The sequence below is a fragment of the Serratia sp. 2C06 genome, from assembly GCF_050037615.1.
GTDB classification, from domain to species: Bacteria; Pseudomonadota; Gammaproteobacteria; order Enterobacterales; family Enterobacteriaceae; genus Serratia; species Serratia ureilytica.
This window is the reverse complement of the sequence record NZ_CP188299.1, coordinates 3057902-3074415: the sequence shown is the minus strand read 5'-3', so window position 1 is coordinate 3074415 and position 16514 is coordinate 3057902. Positions and strand designations below refer to the sequence as shown.

General features: G+C 59.1%; 18 protein-coding genes. 4 read left to right on the top strand and 14 right to left on the bottom strand.

Annotated features, from left to right (window positions below; genetic code table 11):
- Window positions 1–78: 78 nt before the first annotated feature.
- Window positions 79–828, top strand: a complete 750-nt coding sequence (locus ACP3TA_RS15140; RefSeq protein ID WP_060659656.1) for an SDR family oxidoreductase — start codon at window positions 79–81, stop codon at window positions 826–828.
- A 49-nt stretch (window positions 829–877) separates the two neighbouring features.
- On the opposite strand, the gene ACP3TA_RS15135 is transcribed toward ACP3TA_RS15140, so the two are convergent.
- Entirely contained in the window at window positions 878–1396 is a 519-nt protein-coding gene (locus tag ACP3TA_RS15135; protein WP_069100828.1) for a YybH family protein, read from the bottom strand.
- Between the two features lie 158 nt (window positions 1397–1554).
- On the opposite strand from ACP3TA_RS15135, the gene ACP3TA_RS15130 reads away from it, so the two are divergent.
- Entirely contained in the window at window positions 1555–2460 is a 906-nt protein-coding gene (locus ACP3TA_RS15130; RefSeq protein ID WP_033642696.1) for a LysR family transcriptional regulator, read from the top strand.
- Window positions 2461–2469: 9 nt separating this feature from the next.
- Here the strand turns inward: ACP3TA_RS15130 and ACP3TA_RS15125 are convergent, their stop codons facing one another.
- A complete protein-coding gene (locus ACP3TA_RS15125; RefSeq protein ID WP_033642695.1) occupies window positions 2470–3774 on the bottom strand; it encodes an Nramp family divalent metal transporter in 1305 nt (434 codons plus the stop codon).
- Window positions 3775–4004: 230 nt separating this feature from the next.
- Here ACP3TA_RS15125 and mntR point away from each other — a divergent pair, with 230 nt between their 5' ends.
- On the top strand, window positions 4005–4475 hold the full coding sequence (mntR, locus tag ACP3TA_RS15120) for a manganese-binding transcriptional regulator MntR (protein WP_198809320.1): 471 nt from the start codon (window positions 4005–4007) through the stop codon (window positions 4473–4475).
- A 14-nt stretch (window positions 4476–4489) separates the two neighbouring features.
- The gene (locus ACP3TA_RS15115; protein WP_046686859.1) at window positions 4490–4855 is read left to right on the top strand and encodes a DUF4180 domain-containing protein; all 366 of its coding nucleotides are present in this window, start codon (window positions 4490–4492) and stop codon (window positions 4853–4855) included.
- Window positions 4856–4911: 56 nt separating this feature from the next.
- Here ACP3TA_RS15115 and ptsG read toward each other — a convergent pair whose 3' ends face one another.
- The 12 genes from ptsG to plsX form a co-directional block, all read right to left on the bottom strand.
- Window positions 4912–6345 carry a PTS glucose transporter subunit IIBC gene (gene ptsG, locus ACP3TA_RS15110; RefSeq protein ID WP_019455831.1) on the bottom strand — a complete coding sequence of 478 codons (1434 nt, stop codon included), beginning with the start codon at window positions 6343–6345 and terminating at the stop codon, window positions 4912–4914.
- Between the two features lie 343 nt (window positions 6346–6688).
- On the bottom strand, window positions 6689–7465 hold the full coding sequence (locus tag ACP3TA_RS15105) for a metal-dependent hydrolase (protein ID WP_046686858.1): 777 nt from the start codon (window positions 7463–7465) through the stop codon (window positions 6689–6691).
- A gap of 19 nt (window positions 7466–7484) precedes the next feature.
- A complete protein-coding gene (holB, locus tag ACP3TA_RS15100) occupies window positions 7485–8492 on the bottom strand; it encodes a DNA polymerase III subunit delta' (RefSeq protein ID WP_206195629.1) in 1008 nt (335 codons plus the stop codon).
- The gene (tmk, locus tag ACP3TA_RS15095; protein WP_060659665.1) at window positions 8492–9130 is read right to left on the bottom strand and encodes a dTMP kinase; all 639 of its coding nucleotides are present in this window, start codon (window positions 9128–9130) and stop codon (window positions 8492–8494) included. Before tmk ends, holB begins: the two co-directional genes overlap by 1 nt.
- A complete protein-coding gene (mltG, locus tag ACP3TA_RS15090; protein WP_046686857.1) occupies window positions 9120–10145 on the bottom strand; it encodes an endolytic transglycosylase MltG in 1026 nt (341 codons plus the stop codon). The genes tmk and mltG overlap by 11 nt, the downstream gene beginning before the upstream one ends.
- 13 nt (window positions 10146–10158) lie before the next feature.
- Window positions 10159–10956 (bottom strand): aminodeoxychorismate lyase, encoded by a 798-nt coding sequence (gene pabC / locus ACP3TA_RS15085; RefSeq protein WP_206195939.1) that lies wholly within the window; start codon window positions 10954–10956, stop codon window positions 10159–10161.
- A gap of 145 nt (window positions 10957–11101) precedes the next feature.
- Window positions 11102–12343: a beta-ketoacyl-ACP synthase II gene (fabF, locus tag ACP3TA_RS15080; RefSeq protein WP_033642685.1), complete on the bottom strand. Its 1242-nt coding sequence runs from the start codon at window positions 12341–12343 to the stop codon at window positions 11102–11104.
- Between the two features lie 82 nt (window positions 12344–12425).
- Entirely contained in the window at window positions 12426–12662 is a 237-nt protein-coding gene (gene acpP, locus ACP3TA_RS15075; RefSeq protein WP_004719003.1) for an acyl carrier protein, read from the bottom strand.
- 154 nt (window positions 12663–12816) lie between these two features.
- Complete coding sequence (gene fabG / locus ACP3TA_RS15070) at window positions 12817–13551, bottom strand: 3-oxoacyl-ACP reductase FabG (RefSeq protein ID WP_004928729.1); 735 nt, start codon at window positions 13549–13551, stop codon at window positions 12817–12819.
- Window positions 13552–13562: 11 nt separating this feature from the next.
- On the bottom strand, window positions 13563–14492 hold the full coding sequence (gene fabD, locus ACP3TA_RS15065) for an ACP S-malonyltransferase (protein WP_033642684.1): 930 nt from the start codon (window positions 14490–14492) through the stop codon (window positions 13563–13565).
- Between the two features lie 18 nt (window positions 14493–14510).
- On the bottom strand, window positions 14511–15464 hold the full coding sequence (locus ACP3TA_RS15060; protein ID WP_033642683.1) for a beta-ketoacyl-ACP synthase III: 954 nt from the start codon (window positions 15462–15464) through the stop codon (window positions 14511–14513).
- Between the two features lie 6 nt (window positions 15465–15470).
- Complete coding sequence (gene plsX / locus ACP3TA_RS15055) at window positions 15471–16505, bottom strand: phosphate acyltransferase PlsX (RefSeq protein ID WP_071841648.1); 1035 nt, start codon at window positions 16503–16505, stop codon at window positions 15471–15473.
- Window positions 16506–16514 lie beyond the last annotated feature (9 nt).

Below are 16514 nucleotides of genomic sequence, written 5' to 3'. Positions count from 1 at the left end.
GTATCCAAAAGGTGCCTACTATGCAAAAGGAACTATAGCGCAAATAATGCCGCAACAGACGCTAAAGAGGAATCGGTTATGTCACGACTGCAAGGCAAATACGCATTGATTACCGGCGGCACCAGCGGCATCGGGCTGGAAACCGCCCGCCAATTCATCGCCGAGGGCGCAACGGTGGCGATCACCGGCCGCAGCCAACGCGCCTTGGACGCGGCGGGCCAGGCATTGGCAGGCAACGCGCTGCTGCTGCTGAGCGACGCCGGCGACATCCCACAGCAGCGCGCGCTGGCGCAGCAGTTGGAGCAACGGTGGCCGCGGCTGGACGTGCTGTACGTTAACGCCGGCGACGTCACGCATCGCCCGCTGCAGGAGTGGGATGAGCAGAGCTACCAGCGGCTGATGGACATCAACCTGAAGGGGCCGTTCTTTCTGATCCAGGCGCTGCTGCCGCTGCTGGCCAACCCTTCTTCAGTGATCCTGTGCGGTTCGGTCAGCGCCCATATCGGCCTGCCGCAGAGCAGCGCCTACGCCGCCAGCAAAGCCGGTTTGTTGTCTTTGGCCAGAACGCTCTCCGGCGAGCTGCACGCGCGCGGCATTCGCGTCAACGGCCTCAGCCCCGGCCCGACCGAAACCCCGGCGCTGGGTAAGCTGGGGCTGGCGGAAGCGGATGAGCGGGCCTTGCGCGACGATATCCGCGCGCTGGTGCCGATCGGCCGCATGGGCAGCGCGTTGGAGCTGGCCAAAGCGGCGGTGTTTCTGGCGGCGGATGAGTCGGCCTTTATGGTCGGCGCGGAGCTGCAGATGGACGGCGGCGTGGGGAATCTTTAGCCGTCGCGCGACACAATAAGGCCGCTTGCGCGGCCTTTGTCAGTGTCACTCAACTCACCCCTTGAATCGGGTTGGTATTAAAGGTGTAGACCACGATCTTCCACTGGCCCTGCTGTTTCTCCAATACAAATACTTCACGGTTTAAATCGATCAAGGTGGCTCCGTCGCTTATTCGGGTTACCGTCGCGCCGCGATGATGGTGCGTGCGCACATAGGCCATATTCCCGTTCACACTGATGCTGTCATAAGCAAACTCGGTTTCAAATTTCTCGTTTTTAAATAAATTGTCATATTGTTGTCGGCGTTTTTCATTGCTGTCCGCCGTCGGTTTTTCGTTCCATTGCGAGTAACTTTCCGGGGCAAAAAGTGACAAAATTGTTTGCGTATCGCCGGCGTTAAGCGCTGCCTGGTAGCGGTTTATCAGGTTATACACCGCCTTCTGCTCGGCCGCGACGCCCGCCTCAGCGGAAACCCTGTAACTTTGCGATGCGGCCTCGCTGCTTGCGGCATAACTTTGGCCGCACAAGCCCACGCCCGCCAATAACAATACGACAGTTAATTTTTTCATATAAATATCCTCTCAGGCGTTATTTCATTATGGCAATACAGGATGCGATTTCAGATAAATAAAAACGCTGGAAATAAATTATCCAATGCCGCGTTAAATTGACAGCCGGCATATTTAAAAATACTCTTTTAATAATTTAAATAATGGAAGCCGTTAACATGAATGAACTGCACGCGCTGCGCGTATTCTGCCAGGTGGTGGAAATGGAGGGGTTCAGCCAAGCGGCAACCAAAATGGGGCTCTCCCCGGCCAGCGTCACATACAGCATCAATCAGCTTGAAAAACAGTTCGGGCAACGCCTGTTCAAGCGTTCAACCCGGCGCTTCTCGCTGACCAGCGCCGGGGAGCGTTGCTATCACACCGCGCAAGAAATTCTGCAGCAGTTTGACCGGCTGAAAAACGACATGTCGTGCGATTTTGAACAACCACGAGGACCGCTGCGGGTCGAGATAGCCTCGATGCTCAGCAGCATGCATATCGCCCCGGCGCTCCCGGCTTTTTTGGCGCAATACCCAGAGTTGCAGCTCAGCGTGTCGGTCAGCGATCGCTTGGTCAATCCGGCGGAAGATCGCGCCGACGTGTTTATTCGCATCGGCGCCGGCAACATCCCCGAGATGGTCAGCCGCCCATTGCTGCAACCCCGTTATCTGTGCTGTGCGTCTCCCGATTATTTTGCGCGCCACGGCCGGCCGGAACACCCGGAGCAGTTGCAACGCCATCAGCGGCTGGGATTTATCCGTTCAGGCGCGGCGGCGGCGGACGACTGGCAGTTCATTCGTGGTGACGAGCGCTACCGTCTGGCGCCCAGCCCGCTGTTGAGCTTCAACCATTCACAATCGCTGTGTGAGGTGGCCAGGAACCATCTCGGTCTGGTTTACTTGCTGGACTGCACGCTGGAAAACTATCTGAAGGCGGGCGAACTGGAACCGATACTGCAGGAGTGGGCGCCCCCTGGGGCGCCGATCAATATTCTCTATCCGCGCCTGCGGGATCGCAGCCATAAAATTCGGGTTTTCGTCGACTTCATCAGCGAACTGTTCGCCGGTAAATCCGCCGGGCACTGATCGCGCAGCTCATCCCAACCCGGGGATATCGACGCCGAAAGTCTGCAGCAGCAACACCACGTTGAGCAGCACAATCACCACCGTGCCGACCACCGCCGCCAGGCTGGTCCAGCGGCCGTTGGCGAACTCGCCCATGATGTCGCGGCGGCGAGTGAACATTACCAGCGCAATCATCGGCGCCGGCAGCGCCAGACTCAACACCACCTGGCTGTAGACCAGCGCGTCGGTGGCGTTGACGCCCATCGCCACCACGATGAACGCCGGCACCATGGTGACCAGACGGCGCACCCACACCGGGATACGGAAACCGACGAAGCCCTGCATGATCATTTGCCCGGCCATGGTGCCCACCACCGAGCTGGAAATACCGGAGGCGATCAGCGAAGCCAGGAAGATGCCGGCCGCCGCCGCGCCGAACAGCGGCGTCAGCGTATGGTAGGCGGTGCCAATTTCGGCCACGTCGCTGTTACCGGCGTGGAAGGCGCTCGAGGCCATGATCACCATCGCAATATTCACCAGCCCGGCCAGCGCCAGCGCGATCACCACTTCAATATTGGAAAAACGCAGCAGCTTGCGCCGCTCGCCGTTGTCGCTGGCCGGGCTGCGGTGCTGGGTCAGCCCCGAGTGCAGGAAAATGGCGTGCGGCATCACGGTGGCGCCGATAATGCCGACGGCGATGGTCAGCGCTTGGGCATCCGGCAACTGCGGCGTCACCATACCGATGCCGGCCGCCTGCCAATCCACCGGCACGATGAACATTTCCACCAGGTAGCACAGCGCGATGATGCCCACCAGGCCGCCGATCATCAGCTCAACCGGACGAAAACCTTTTTTCTCCACCATCAGCAGCGCATAGGTGATCACCGCCGTCACCCCCATGCCCGCCAGCAGCGGCATGTGGAACAGCAGCGCCAGCGCGATCGCCCCGCCGAGAAACTCCGCCAGATCGGTGGCCATCGCCGCCACTTCGCTGAGTAGCCACATGCCGATCACCACCGGCCGTGAAAACTGGTCGCGGCACATCTCCGCCAGATTGCGGTTGGTGACGATGCCCAGTTTGGCCGACAGCGCCTGGAACAGCATGGCGATCAGGTTGGCCATCACCACCACCCACAGCAGGCTATAGCCGTATTTCGCCCCGGCCTGGATGTTGGTGGCGAAGTTACCGGGGTCCATATAGGCAATAGAGGCAATCACCGCCGGGCCGGCGAACAGCAGCGGCGTAAAGGCGCCGCGCTTGCGCCCGGCAAGGGCGGCGCCAATCGCGATGTTGGTCCGTTCGGTTAACGATGAGGGGGTTGCCGCGTCTCGCATGAAGTACCCTTAATCTTTTACTGGTTATTTTTCCACCGATCATGCTGACAATGTAGCATCGGCTACACTTTATGCAACAGGCGAAATTAATGGGCTTTGTGTAGAGATATTTCTAACTACCACAATGCATGGCATCGAATTGATAATGTGTGCTATTTGGACTAACTTAGGGCAACCCTCCCCGCATTGCCGGGAGACGCCTTTTTTATTCTTACAGGACGCCCTACGCTATGGTTACCCGCGCGCCAGATAACGCCGACCGCCACGCCCAGACCGACATGCCGGACGAGGCCGAGCACGCCCTGCGTTTTAGCCGCGCCCGCGAAGCGCAGTCCAATGCGCTGATCGAAGATTACGTTGAGCTGATCGCCGATTTGCTGCAAAGCACCCGCGAAGCCAGAACCACCGATATCGCGCGCCGCTTCGGCGTCTCTCACCCGACGGCGATCAAAAATATCGCACGGCTCAAAAGCGCCGGGCTGGTGGAGTCGCGCCCTTATCGCGGGGTGTTTTTAACCGAGGAAGGCGAACAGCTGGCGCAGAAGGTGCGCCGCCGTCACCGCATCGTGGTCGATCTGCTGATGTGCCTCGGGGTGCCGAGCGAAACCGCCGAGCTGGACAGCGAAGGGATTGAACACCATATCTCGGACGAAACGCTGGCGGTGTTCGAACAATACCTGCAAAAACATGCCAACCCCTGAATCCCGGAGCACCGATGAGCTACGCCGTGCAGCAAATCCATGATCTGTGCCTGGTGGTTTTCGCCGAAGCCGGGCCGATGTTGAAAGACGAAAACGACGTCAGCCTGTTTATCGCGCCCGCCTTTGAACATGAGGCCGGGATGATTGCCCTCCCCGTCAACCGCCTGGACGCCACCTTTTTCCAGCTCAGAAGCGGCATTGCCGGCGCCGTATTGCAGAAATTCATCAACTACCGCCTGCGCGTGGCGCTGCTAGGCGATATCACCCCCTGGCTGGCGAAAAGCAACGCGCTGCAAGATTTCGTGCGCGAAGCCAACCGCGGCGAACAGGTCTGGTTCCTTCCTTCTCTCGCCGAACTCGAACAGCGCCTTAGCGCCTGACGACAGGCAACAAAAAAGGGAGGCTTTCGCCTCCCTTGATAACTCCCCTGCCTGAATCAGTGATTACGGATGTATTCGTCCATATCGGTTTTCAGGTTGTCGGACTTGGTGCCGAAGATGGCCTGCACACCGGAGCCAGCGACGACTACGCCGGCTGCGCCCAGTTTCTTCAGGCCCGCCTGGTCGACTTTGGACACGTCGGCCACGCTGACGCGCAGACGGGTGATGCAAGCATCCAGGTTAGTGATGTTTTCTTTACCGCCGAAGGCCTGAACCAGCGCGGCGGACATTTCGGAACCGCCCTGCGCAGTCTGCTCGGCAGCGGTGTCTTCACGGCCCGGCGTTTTCAGATCCAGCTTGGCGATCAGCACGCGGAAGATGGTGTAGTACACCAGACCGTAGATGATGCCGACGATTGGGAACAGCCAGATTTTGCTGCTGTTGCCGCTCAGTACGATAAAGTCGATCAGGCCGTGCGAGAAGCTGGTACCGTCACGCATGCCCAACAGGATGCAGATTGGGAACGCCAGGCCGGCCAGGATAGCGTGGATCACGTACAGGATCGGCGCGACGAACATGAAGGAGAACTCGATCGGCTCGGTGATACCGGTCAGGAACGAGGTCAGCGCGGCGGAGATCATGATGCCGCCGACTTTCGCGCGGTTTTCCGGCTTGGCCGAGTGCCAGATGGCGATGGCCGCAGCAGGCAGACCGTACATTTTGAACAGGAAGCCGCCGGACAGTTTGCCCGCGGTCGGGTCGCCCGCCATGTAGCGAGGGATATCACCGTGGAATACCTGGCCCGCCGCGTTGGTGAACTCGCCAATTTGCATTTGGAACGGGACGTTCCAAATGTGGTGCAGACCGAACGGCACCAGAGCACGCTCAACCACGCCGTAGATGCCGAAGGCCACGACCGGGTTCTGATAAGCCGCCCACTGCGAGAAGGTCTGGATAGCCGTACCGATCGGCGGCCAGATGAAGGACAGCACTACGCCCAGAACGATCGCCGCCAGACCGGAAATGATCGGCACGAAACGCTTACCGGCAAAGAAGCCCAGGTATTCCGGCAGTTGAATGCGGAAGAAGCGGTTAAACATATAGGCCGCGATGGCGCCGGAGATAATCCCCCCGAGCACACCGGTATCCGCCAGGTGTTTGGCCGCAATTTCTTCAGCCGGCAAGTGCAGCACCAGCGGCGCAACCACCGCCATGGTTTTCACCATGATGCCGTAAGCCACCACCGCCGCCAGCGCGGAAACGCCGTCGTTGTTGGTGAAGCCCAAGGCGACGCCGATGGCGAAAATCAGCGGCATGTTGGCGAAGACCGAACCGCCCGCTTCCGCCATCACGTGGGAGACTACCGCAGGTAGCCAGCTAAAGTTGGCGGAACCGACGCCCAGCAGGATACCTGCGATAGGCAACACGGACACCGGCAGCATTAGCGATTTACCTACTTTTTGCAGGTTTGCAAATGCGTTCTTGAACATAGTTGAGTGTGCTCCTGAGTAATAATGCTTTGCTACTTCTTGTCGCGATTGGTCGCGCTGCAAGGGGGGGAGAAAAACCCCTGCAATTCAGGGTGTCTGAGCACCCCTTGAATTTATTACGCAGAGTAAAATAAATAGCCTGCGCAATGTTTGATGACAATCACGTTTCGATGATCGAGCCGCGGCAACTTTGCATAAACCGGCGTTTTTTTGGCAAAACAGAGCAAAAAACGCGCGCCAATCACCCTGAAACGGGAGCGAACCTTACCCGTTTCAGTGATTAATTACGAGCTTAAAAAAAATTACGCAGACAATGACCTACCGCTATAGCCTAGGTCAAAGATCACAGTTCGAGGTGAAATAAGCGTGAAAAGTTGGCGGTGGTCGCTTCGGCCAGCTGTTCCAGGCTGACGCCCTTCAATACCGCCATGTATTCAGCCACATCACGCACATAGGCGGGTTGGTTTTCTTTGCCGCGATGCGGCACCGGCGCCAGATAAGGCGAGTCGGTTTCCACCAGCATGCGATCCAGCGGCACGTAGCGTGCCACTTCGCGCAGCTGTTCGGCATTGCGGAAGGTGACGATGCCGGAGAAGGAGATGTAGAAGCCCAGATCCAGCAAGGCTTCGGCCGTGGCCAGATCTTCGGTGAAGCAGTGCAGCACGCCGCCGCAGTCTTGCGCGTTCTCTTCACGCAGGATCGCCAGCGTGTCCGCGCGCGCCTCGCGGGTGTGGACGATCACCGGCTTGTTCAGATCACGGCCAATGCGGATATGTTCGCGGAAAGAGTCCTGCTGCAGCTCAAGATTGTCTTTCTGGTAGAAGTAATCGAGCCCGGTCTCTCCCAGCGCCACTACCCGCTCCGCCGCCGCCAGGCGACGCAGCTCGGCGTAATCATAGCCCTCTTCCAGATTAAGCGGATGCACCCCGCAGGAGAAAGCTACATCGTTGCGCTCGCCGATCAGTTCGGTCATGGAACGGTAACCCGGCAACGTGGTGGCGACCGCCAGCACATAGCCGACGTCGCGCGCCTTGGCCTTGGCCAGCGCGTCGTCCACATTATGGTGCAGCGTTTGGTAATCCAGACCGTCAAGGTGGCAATGAGAATCGACTAACAACATAATTTTTAACTCTTATACTTTACAGCGAATGAGGTTGGGAATAGCCGGCGGCGCCAAGCATCTGTTCCCAGCGAAGTAACTGTTCGGTCAGCAGCAGCTCGCGGTTGACGCCCACCACGCTGAGCAGCTGGTGACGGCAGTTCAGCCACTGCTGCACAATCTGTTGCAGCGAGGAGCTGCTCAGCAGGCTGGCCAGCTGATGCACCAGCGGCTGCTGATCCTGATTCAATACATAGTGATGCGCGCCCTGTTGCCACTTCATTGCGTCCACCAATAACGCGCACAGCCAATGCAGGCGTTCGGCGACGTCTTCATGGTTTAGCACCGGCAACAGCGACAGCATATCGTGTTGCGGCAGCGCGGCGCTCAATGCGGCGCACAGGGCGCCGCGCTGTTGCCACTGCTGCGGTTGCAACAACTGCTCGGCGGCCAGGGGCGCGCCGTCGTGCAGGCGCAGCGCCGTGACTCGGTCTGTCTGAGAGCCCGCCGCCTGCCGGCCCAACCACTGCAGGCTGAGCTGCTCATCCGGGCTGGCCAAATGCCAGTACAGGCAGCGGCTGCGCAGCGTCGCCATCAGCCGCGACGGCTCACGGCAACCCAACAGAAAATAGGTTTTCTCCGGCGGCTCCTCCAGCGTTTTCAACAGCGCGTTGGCCGCCGCCTCGGTCAGCTGTTCGGCCTGCGGCAGCCAAATCACCTTGGCGCCGCCCTGTTGCGCGTGGGCGTACAGCGTTTCAATCACCTGGCGGATGGGTTCGATGCCCAGGCTGCTCTTGCCCTTTTCCGGCGCCAACACGTGATAATCCGGGTGATTGCCCGCCAGCATCAACCGGCAGCTGTGGCACTCGCCGCAGCTTTTTTCCCCGTTGCGCTGTTGGCAGATCAACCAACGGCTCAGGCCGTAGGCCAACGCATCGTCACCATTGCCCGCCGCCGCATGCAGCAGCAGCGCATGATGGCCACGGCCGTCGGCGTACTGCCTAATCAGCTGGCGATAAGGGCCATTCAGCCACGGGTACCAGTTCATTATGCGCCTTCCTGCTGCCGCAGCCAGTGGCTGACGCAGTCGCGGATCGCCGCAGTCACCTGCTCCAGCGGCTCGGCGGCGTCGACGGTGACGATCGTTTCGTCCTGCGCCGCCAGTTCGAGATAGCGAGCGCGGGTGCGTTCGAAGAACGGCAGCGCCTCCTGCTCGATGCGATCCAACTGACCGCGCGCCTGTGCGCGTTGCAGGCCGACCAGCGGAGGCAGATCGAGATAGACCGTCAGATCCGGGTGAAAATCCCCCAGCACGGTGTCGCGCAGCGAGGTCATCAGCTGCGGATCCACGCCACGGCCGCCGCCCTGATAGGCTTGTGAAGAGAGATCGTGGCGATCGCCCACCACCCAGGCGCCGCGCGCCAGGGCGGGTTTGATCACGGTTTCCACCAACTGCACGCGCGCAGCGTACAGCATCAAGACTTCGGCCTTGATGGTCGGCAATTCGCCGTCGATACCGCGCTTGAACAGGTCGCGCAGCTTCTCCGCCAACGGCGTGCCGCCGGGTTCACGGGTGAAGACGATGTCGTTGATGCCATGTTCACGCAGCACATTGACTACCGTGTCGCGCGCGGTGGTTTTGCCCGCGCCTTCCAGCCCTTCGATTACAACGAATTTACTTTTCATTCTTTTCCTTTAACGCCTGACGGTACACGCGCACCGCCTGATTATGGCTCGCCAGATTGGTGGTGAAGGTATGCCCACCCTTGCCGTCGGCGACAAAATAGAGATAAGGCGTTTTGGCCGGATTGGCAGCCGCTTGCAGCGAGGCCTCACCCGGCATGGCGATCGGCGTTGGCGGCAGGCCGGCGATCACATAGGTGTTGTAAGGCGTCGGCGTCTCCAGATCCTTGCGCGTGATGTTGCCATTATAGCTCTCGCCCATGCCGTAGATCACCGTCGGATCGGTCTGCAGACGCATGCCGAGACGCAAACGGTTGACGAACACCGACGCCACCTTGCTGCGCTCTTCCGGCACTGCGGTCTCTTTCTCGACGATCGATGCCATGGTCAGCAGCTCTTCCGGCGTTTTGTACGGCAGACTGGTGTCGCGGCCGTCCCAGGCGGCCTGCAGCGCTTTGTTCATGCGGACGTGGGCGCGTTTGAGTAGCGCGATGTCGCTCATGCCGGCGGTATACTGGTAGGTATCCGGGTACAGCCGCCCTTCCGGGGTTTCTCCTGCAGCAATGCCGAGCGCGGCGGCGATCTCCGCGTCACTTTTGCCCGCCAGGGTGTGTTTCAGGTATTTGGACTGCTGGAGCACCTGCTGCCAGTCACGCAGGCGTGAGCCTTCGATAAAGCGCGCGGTGAACTGCGCCTCTTTGCCGCTGGCCAACAGTTTCAGCATCTGGCGCACCGTCATGCCCGGCGTGAACCGGTAGGTTCCGGCCTTGAACTCCGCCAGCTCCGGTTCCAGTTTCAGCAGCCACTGGAACCAGTGGCCGCTGCGCACCAGTTTATCGCGCACCAGTAACCCTTCCAGCGCCACCCGGCCAGTGCCGGCAGGCAGTTTGAAGATAGTCTCTTGCTGGATAGCCAGCGGCGTATCGGCAAAGCGTTCGATCTTCTGGTAGCCCCAAAACAGCAGCGCCAATGCCAGAACAACAATAACAGACAGGACCTTCAGCTTTCTTTTCTTCATCAATCAGCCATGGTTAACAGTGTGGACGCAAAAAATCATACAGCTGGCGCGAATGATAACGCCATGATTGAGCAACGTTTACCGGCAGCAGCGGCATCAGCGCGTTGCTCACCAGGACTTCGTCGGCATCGGCCAGCGTCTCCAGCGGCTCGCTGACGCAGTGCAGACGGTATTCCGATCCCGCCAGCAGCGCGATCACCCGTCGCCGCATCAGGCCCGCGACGCCCGCCTGGCTCAGGTCAGGGGTAAACACCGCTTTTCCCTTACGCCAGAACAAATTAGCCGCACAGCATTCCACCAGCATACCGGCAGTGTCAAGCACCAGCGCCTCGTCGGCGGCCGTCTGGTCAAGATGCGTGCGGATCAGCACCTGCTCCAGGCGGTTCAAATGCTTCAACCCCGCCAGCAGCGGATTGCGCGCCAGCGCCACCGGGCTGAGCGCAAGCGTGATGCCCTGCTCGCGCCACTGCAAATAGTGCGCAGGGTAGCTGCTGCGGGCGACGATGCGCGTCGGGTTTTCGCACCCCGTCGGGCTATAGCCTCGTCCACCGCTGCCGCGCGTCAGTATCGCTTTGACCACGCCGAGCGAAATTGATTCTGCCGCCTGCGCCATCTCGCGCTCGAAAGCCGGCCAATCGGTGGCGGGCAGCATCAGCCGTTGGGCCGCCTGCTGCAGCCGCTCCAGATGCCAGGGCAGCAGCTCGATTTTACCGTCGATAACCCGGGCGGTAGTAAAGCAGCCGTCGCCGAACTGCAGGCCACGATCGCTCGGCGCCAGCGCATCGTGGCGTTGTCCGTTAATCCAGTACATGCTTCCTCCTGTTGCCGGGTGATTTCATTACGCTCGCAGAATAGCAGGCAGCGAGGCAATACGCAGCCCTGCTGACGGCCGGACGCCAGGCGTAAAAAAGCCCGGTTAAAAAACCGGGCTTTTCATCAGCGAATAACCGCGCGAGTTACACTCGGCGGAAGATCAGCGAGCCGTTGGTGCCGCCGAAGCCGAAGGAGTTACACAGGGTGTACTCCATATCGCTGACCTGACGCGCTTCGTGAGGCACGAAGTCCAGATCGCAACCTTCATCCGGGTTATCCAGGTTGATGGTCGGCGGTACCGCCTGATCGCGCAGCGCCAGCACGGTAAAGATGGACTCGATCGCGCCCGCCGCACCCAACAGGTGGCCGGTCATCGATTTGGTCGAACTCACCAGCACACGCTGGGCATCAGCGCCGAAGACGGATTTCACCGCCTGCGCTTCCGCCTGGTCGCCCGCTGGCGTAGAGGTGCCGTGTGCGTTGATGTAACCGATTTGTGACGGGGTCACACCAGCGTCAAGCAGGGCATTTTCCATCGCCAACGCAGCGCCAGCGCCGTTTTCCGGTGGTGACGTCATGTGATAAGCATCGCTGCTCATCCCAAAGCCAACCACTTCGGCGTAGATTTTCGCGCCGCGTTTTTTCGCGTGTTCGTACTCTTCCAGCACCATCATGCCGGCGCCGTCGCCCAGCACGAAGCCGTCGCGGTCTTTATCCCACGGACGGCTCGCCGCCTGCGGGTTGTCATTACGGGTGGACAGGGCGCGCGCTGCGCCAAAGCCGCCGACGCCCAATGGGGTGCTGGCTTTCTCTGCCCCACCGGCCAGCATCACATCCGCATCATTGTAAGCAATGATACGCGCGGCATGGCCGATGTTGTGTACACCTGAAGTACAGGCGGTGGCGATGGAAATGCTTGGGCCACGCATGCCGTACATGATTGTCAGGTGACCTGCAATCATATTCACAATGGTGGAAGGCACGAAGAACGGACTGATTTTCCGTGGGCCACCGTTAACCAGTGAACTGTGGTTTTCTTCAATCAAACCCAGGCCGCCGATGCCGGAACCGATCGCGGCTCCAATGCGGCTGGCGTTAGCCTCGGTGATGTCCAGACCTGCATCCTGCATGGCTTGCATGCCGGCAGCGATACCGTACTGGATAAAGGCGTCCATCTTGCGCGCATCTTTGCGAGAGATGAAATCCTCAGAATTAAAATTCTTTACCAGGCCAGCAAACTTGGTCGCATAGGCAGTGGTATCGAAATGGTCGATCAGGCTGATGCCACTCTGACCGGCAAGAAGAGCGTTCCACGTGGACTCTACCGTATTGCCGACAGGAGACAACATGCCCAGTCCGGTCACAACTACTCGACGCTTAGACACGTTTGTCCTCCAGGGAGGGAAAAATATGACACTAGGGATAGAAAAAACTTAGGCGGTCGAACGACCGCCTAGATATGTTCTCTTACTGCTGGCTAGCGTTGATGAAATCAATAGCTGCCTGAACAGTAGTGATCTTCTCAGCTTCTTCGTCTGGAATCTCGGTGTCGAATTCTTCTTCCAGTGCCATTACCAGCTCAACGGTGTCAAGAGAATCAGCGCCCAGATCTTCAACGAAAGAAGCGTTGTTCAAAACTTCTTCCTGTTTAACACCCAGTTGCTCAACAATGATTTTCTTAACGCGTTCTTCGATAGTGCTCATACTCTTAAATTTCCTATCAAAACTCGCTTTCGCGATGGTTTTCGTAGTGTATAAAATGCTGAAAAAGATGCAACTAAATCCCGGCTGGTCAAACCACGATTTTACGCTATTTTGCGGTTTTTGCCTCAAATAACGCAAATGGTTTTCACATTTTTTAAATCATGTACATGCCGCCATTGACATGTAACGTTTCACCGGTGATATAGCCGGCCTCATCAGAGGCCAAAAATGCAACAGCGCTGGCGATTTCTTTAGCATCGCCCAGCCGGTTGGCTGGAACTGATGACAAAATGCCTGCGCGTTGATCATCTGTCAACGCCCGTGTCATGTCCGTCTCAATAAAGCCAGGTGCCACGACGTTGACCGTAATGCCACGAGAAGCAACTTCACGTGCCAAAGATTTGCTAAAACCAATCAGACCGGCTTTAGCCGCCGCGTAGTTCGCCTGCCCTGCGTTCCCCATGGTGCCGACAACGGAACCGATGGTGATGATACGGCCAAACCGCTTTTTCATCATAGCGCGCATTACCGCTTTTGACAGGCGGAATACGGAAGTCAGGTTAGTGTCGAGGATATCCTCCCACTCATCATCCTTCATACGCATCAGCAGGTTATCACGCGTAATGCCGGCATTATTCACTAAAATGTCGATTTCGCCAAATTCGGCGCGAATCGATGCCAGCACGCTGTCGATAGATTGCGCATCAACAACGTTCAACATAAACCCTTTGCCGTTTGCGCCCAGGTAGCCGCTGATCGCTTCAGCGCCGCTCTCGCTGGTCGCGGTGCCGATCACTTTGGCGCCGCGGGCCACAAACGTTTCTGCAATAGCTCGGCCAATACCGCGGCTCGCGCCGGTGACCAGAACGATTTTACCTTCGAAGCTCATCATTTTCCTCTTTATTGTTCAAGCGCCGCCGACAGGCTGGCGGTGTCGTTCACCGCCGCAGCCGTCAGGGTGTCAACAATACGTTTAGTGAGACCGGTCAGCACTTTGCCCGGCCCCACTTCCAGCAGCGACGTCACTCCCTGTGCTGCGATAAATTCTACGCTCTCGGTCCAACGCACCGGGCTGTACAGCTGACGCACCAGCGCACTGCGGATCGCTTCAGGATCGTTTTCGGTGCGTACGTCGACGTTGTTCACCACCGGCACCTGCGGCGCGTTAAAGGTGATGTCCTTCAGCGCCACGGCCAACTTGTCGGCGGCCGGTTTCATCAGCGCGCAGTGCGAAGGCACGCTCACCGGCAGCGGCAGTGCACGTTTGGCGCCCGCCGCTTTACAGGCGGCGCCTGCACGTTCAACCGCTTCTTTATTGCCGGCGATAACCACCTGGCCCGGCGAGTTGAAGTTGACCGGAGAAACCACCTGTCCCTGCGCGGACTCTTCGCACGCCTTGGCGATCGCGTCGTTGTCCAGGCCGATGATGGCGTACATAGCGCCGGTGCCTTCCGGCACCGCTTCCTGCATCAGCTTGCCGCGCAGCTCGACCAGGCGGATCGCCGCCTTGAAGTCCAGCACGCCGGCGCAGACCAGCGCCGAGTATTCGCCCAGGCTGTGGCCAGCCATCAATGCGGGCGCTTTACCGCCCTGCTGCTGCCACACGCGGAAAATCGCCACGGAAGCCGCCAGCAGAGCCGGTTGGGTCTGCCAGGTCTTGTTCAGCTCTTCCGCCGGGCCTTGCTGCACCAGCTGCCACAGATCGTAACCCAGCGCGGAAGAGGCCTCGCCGAAAGTCTCTTCGACGATCGGGAACTGTGCGGCCAATTCGGCCAGCATGCCAACGGCCTGTGACCCCTGGCCCGGGAAAACAAAAGCAAATTGCGTCATTTTTTATTCCTGTTCAAATCAGAAACGAACCAGCGCCGAGCCCCAGGTAAAGCCGCCGCCGAAGGCTTCCAGCAGCACCAGCTGGCCACGCTGAATTCGCCCGTCTCGCACGGCTTCGTCCAGTGCGGAAGGCACCGAGGCGGCAGAGGTGTTGCCGTGACGATCGAGCGTCACCACCACTTTGTCCATCCCCATGCCCAGTTTTTTCGCCGTTGCGCTGATGATGCGCAGGTTGGCCTGGTGCGGCACCAGCCAATCCAGCTCGCTGCGGTCCATGTTGTTGGCCTGCAACGTCTCATCGACGATGCGCGCCAGTTCGGTGACCGCAACCTTGAAGACTTCATTGCCCGCCATGGTGACATAGGCCGGCTTGTCTTGATTCTGACGATCCTTGTAAGGCAGCGTCAGCAGGCTGCCGTAGCTGCCGTCGGCATGCAGGTGGGTAGACAGAATGCCCTGCTCTTCAGAAGCCCCCAGCACCACCGCCCCTGCGCCATCACCAAACAGAATGATGGTGCCGCGATCTTCAGGATCCAGCGTGCGCGACAAGACGTCCGCGCCGATAACCAGCGCATGTTTGACCGCGCCGTTTTTCACGTACTGATCGGCCACGCTGAGCGCATAAGTAAAGCCGGCGCAGGCCGCAGCCAGATCGAACGCCGCGCAGTCTTTGATGCCCAACATTTGCTGCACCAGGCACGCCGCACTCGGGAACGCGTGAGTCGTCGTGGTGGTCGCCACGACGATAAGCCCAATGTCTTCTTTAGCCACACCTGCCATTTCCAGCGCTTTCTCAGCGGCCTGGAAGCTCATCGTCGCGACGGTTTCATCCGCAGCGGCGATGCGACGTTCGCGAATACCGGTACGCGTGACGATCCACTCGTCAGAGGTATCCACCATTTTTTCCAAATCAGCATTGGTGCGCACTTGTACGGGCAAATAACTCCCCGTACCGAGAATCTTTGTATACATGTACGATCAGTCACTCTTAGGTAATACAGCCTCAAGGCGCGCAGCAATCCTTTCCGGGACTTGCCGCTGCACCGCCTGCACAGCCTGTTCGATTGCGACTGCAAACGCGTGAGGGTTCGCAGCGCCGTGGCTCTTGACTACGGTGCTGCGCAATCCTAACAGACATGCGCCATTATACTGGTCGGGGTTCAGGTGGCCGAACCGCTTGACCACCCGTTTTTGCAACCAACGGCCCAACAATTTCAGCCACCAGGCTCGCTTGTTTCCATCGCCGGACGATTTCAGCAGCGATAAGAACACCCTGACCACCCCTTCCATGGTTTTCAGCGTGACGTTGCCCACGAAGCCGTCGCAGACCAACACATCTGTCTTGCCGGTGAGCAGTTCGTTTCCTTCCAGGTAACCAATATAGTTGATTGCCGGAGTATTTTTTAGCACAGCGGCCGCTTCGCGGATATTATCCAGGCCTTTGGTCTCTTCTTCGCCGATATTCAGCAGCGCCACCCGCGGTTGCGCAATGCCGATCACCTCTTCCGCCATCACCGCGCCCATCACGGCAAACTGCACCAGCATGGTGCTGTCGCACTCGACGTTAGCACCCAGATCCAGCACCACGGTTTTGCTGCGCTGCTGGTTCGGGATCACCGTCATCAGCGCCGGGCGCTCAATGCCCTCCAACGGCTTGACCAACAGCTTCGCCAATCCCATCAGCGCGCCGGTATTGCCGGCGCTGACGCAGCCCTGCGCGTTGCCGCTGCTGAGCTGTTCGAGCGCAATGCGCATCGACGTGCCGCGGCTGGCGCGTATCGCTTGTGAAGGTTTGGCGTCGCCGGCGATCACAGACTCGGCGGGCACGACTTGCAGACGCTCCAGAAGAACCGGATCGGCGTGGGCAAGCAAAGGGGAGATGGCGTCGGGATTACCGACCAGCAAGAGATGAAGCTGTAAATTAGAGGCCAGTGCCTGCAACGAAGCAGGCACTGTGACGCAGGGACCGAAGTCCCCGCCCATTGCATCTAACGCCAGGGTTAGACGAGTCAAGGTATCGCT

Bases quoted from the DNA above. Each gene is read 5' to 3' on its own strand.
- ACP3TA_RS15140 (WP_060659656.1), top strand. From the start codon at position 79: ATGTCACGACTGCAAGGCAAATACGCATTGATTACCGGCGGCACCAGC.
- ACP3TA_RS15135 (WP_069100828.1), bottom strand. From the start codon at position 1,396: ATGAAAAAATTAACTGTCGTATTGTTATTGGCGGGCGTGGGCTTGTGC.
- ACP3TA_RS15130 (WP_033642696.1), top strand. From the start codon at position 1,555: ATGAATGAACTGCACGCGCTGCGCGTATTCTGCCAGGTGGTGGAAATG.
- ACP3TA_RS15125 (WP_033642695.1), bottom strand. From the start codon at position 3,774: ATGCGAGACGCGGCAACCCCCTCATCGTTAACCGAACGGACCAACATC.
- mntR (WP_198809320.1), top strand. From the start codon at position 4,005: ATGGTTACCCGCGCGCCAGATAACGCCGACCGCCACGCCCAGACCGAC.
- ACP3TA_RS15115 (WP_046686859.1), top strand. From the start codon at position 4,490: ATGAGCTACGCCGTGCAGCAAATCCATGATCTGTGCCTGGTGGTTTTC.
- ptsG (WP_019455831.1), bottom strand. From the start codon at position 6,345: ATGTTCAAGAACGCATTTGCAAACCTGCAAAAAGTAGGTAAATCGCTA.
- ACP3TA_RS15105 (WP_046686858.1), bottom strand. From the start codon at position 7,465: ATGTTGTTAGTCGATTCTCATTGCCACCTTGACGGTCTGGATTACCAA.
- holB (WP_206195629.1), bottom strand. From the start codon at position 8,492: ATGAACTGGTACCCGTGGCTGAATGGCCCTTATCGCCAGCTGATTAGG.
- tmk (WP_060659665.1), bottom strand. From the start codon at position 9,130: ATGAAAAGTAAATTCGTTGTAATCGAAGGGCTGGAAGGCGCGGGCAAA.
- mltG (WP_046686857.1), bottom strand. From the start codon at position 10,145: ATGAAGAAAAGAAAGCTGAAGGTCCTGTCTGTTATTGTTGTTCTGGCA.
- pabC (WP_206195939.1), bottom strand. From the start codon at position 10,956: ATGTACTGGATTAACGGACAACGCCACGATGCGCTGGCGCCGAGCGAT.
- acpP (WP_004719003.1), bottom strand. From the start codon at position 12,662: ATGAGCACTATCGAAGAACGCGTTAAGAAAATCATTGTTGAGCAACTG.
- fabG (WP_004928729.1), bottom strand. From the start codon at position 13,551: ATGAGCTTCGAAGGTAAAATCGTTCTGGTCACCGGCGCGAGCCGCGGT.
- fabD (WP_033642684.1), bottom strand. From the start codon at position 14,492: ATGACGCAATTTGCTTTTGTTTTCCCGGGCCAGGGGTCACAGGCCGTT.
- ACP3TA_RS15060 (WP_033642683.1), bottom strand. From the start codon at position 15,464: ATGTATACAAAGATTCTCGGTACGGGGAGTTATTTGCCCGTACAAGTG.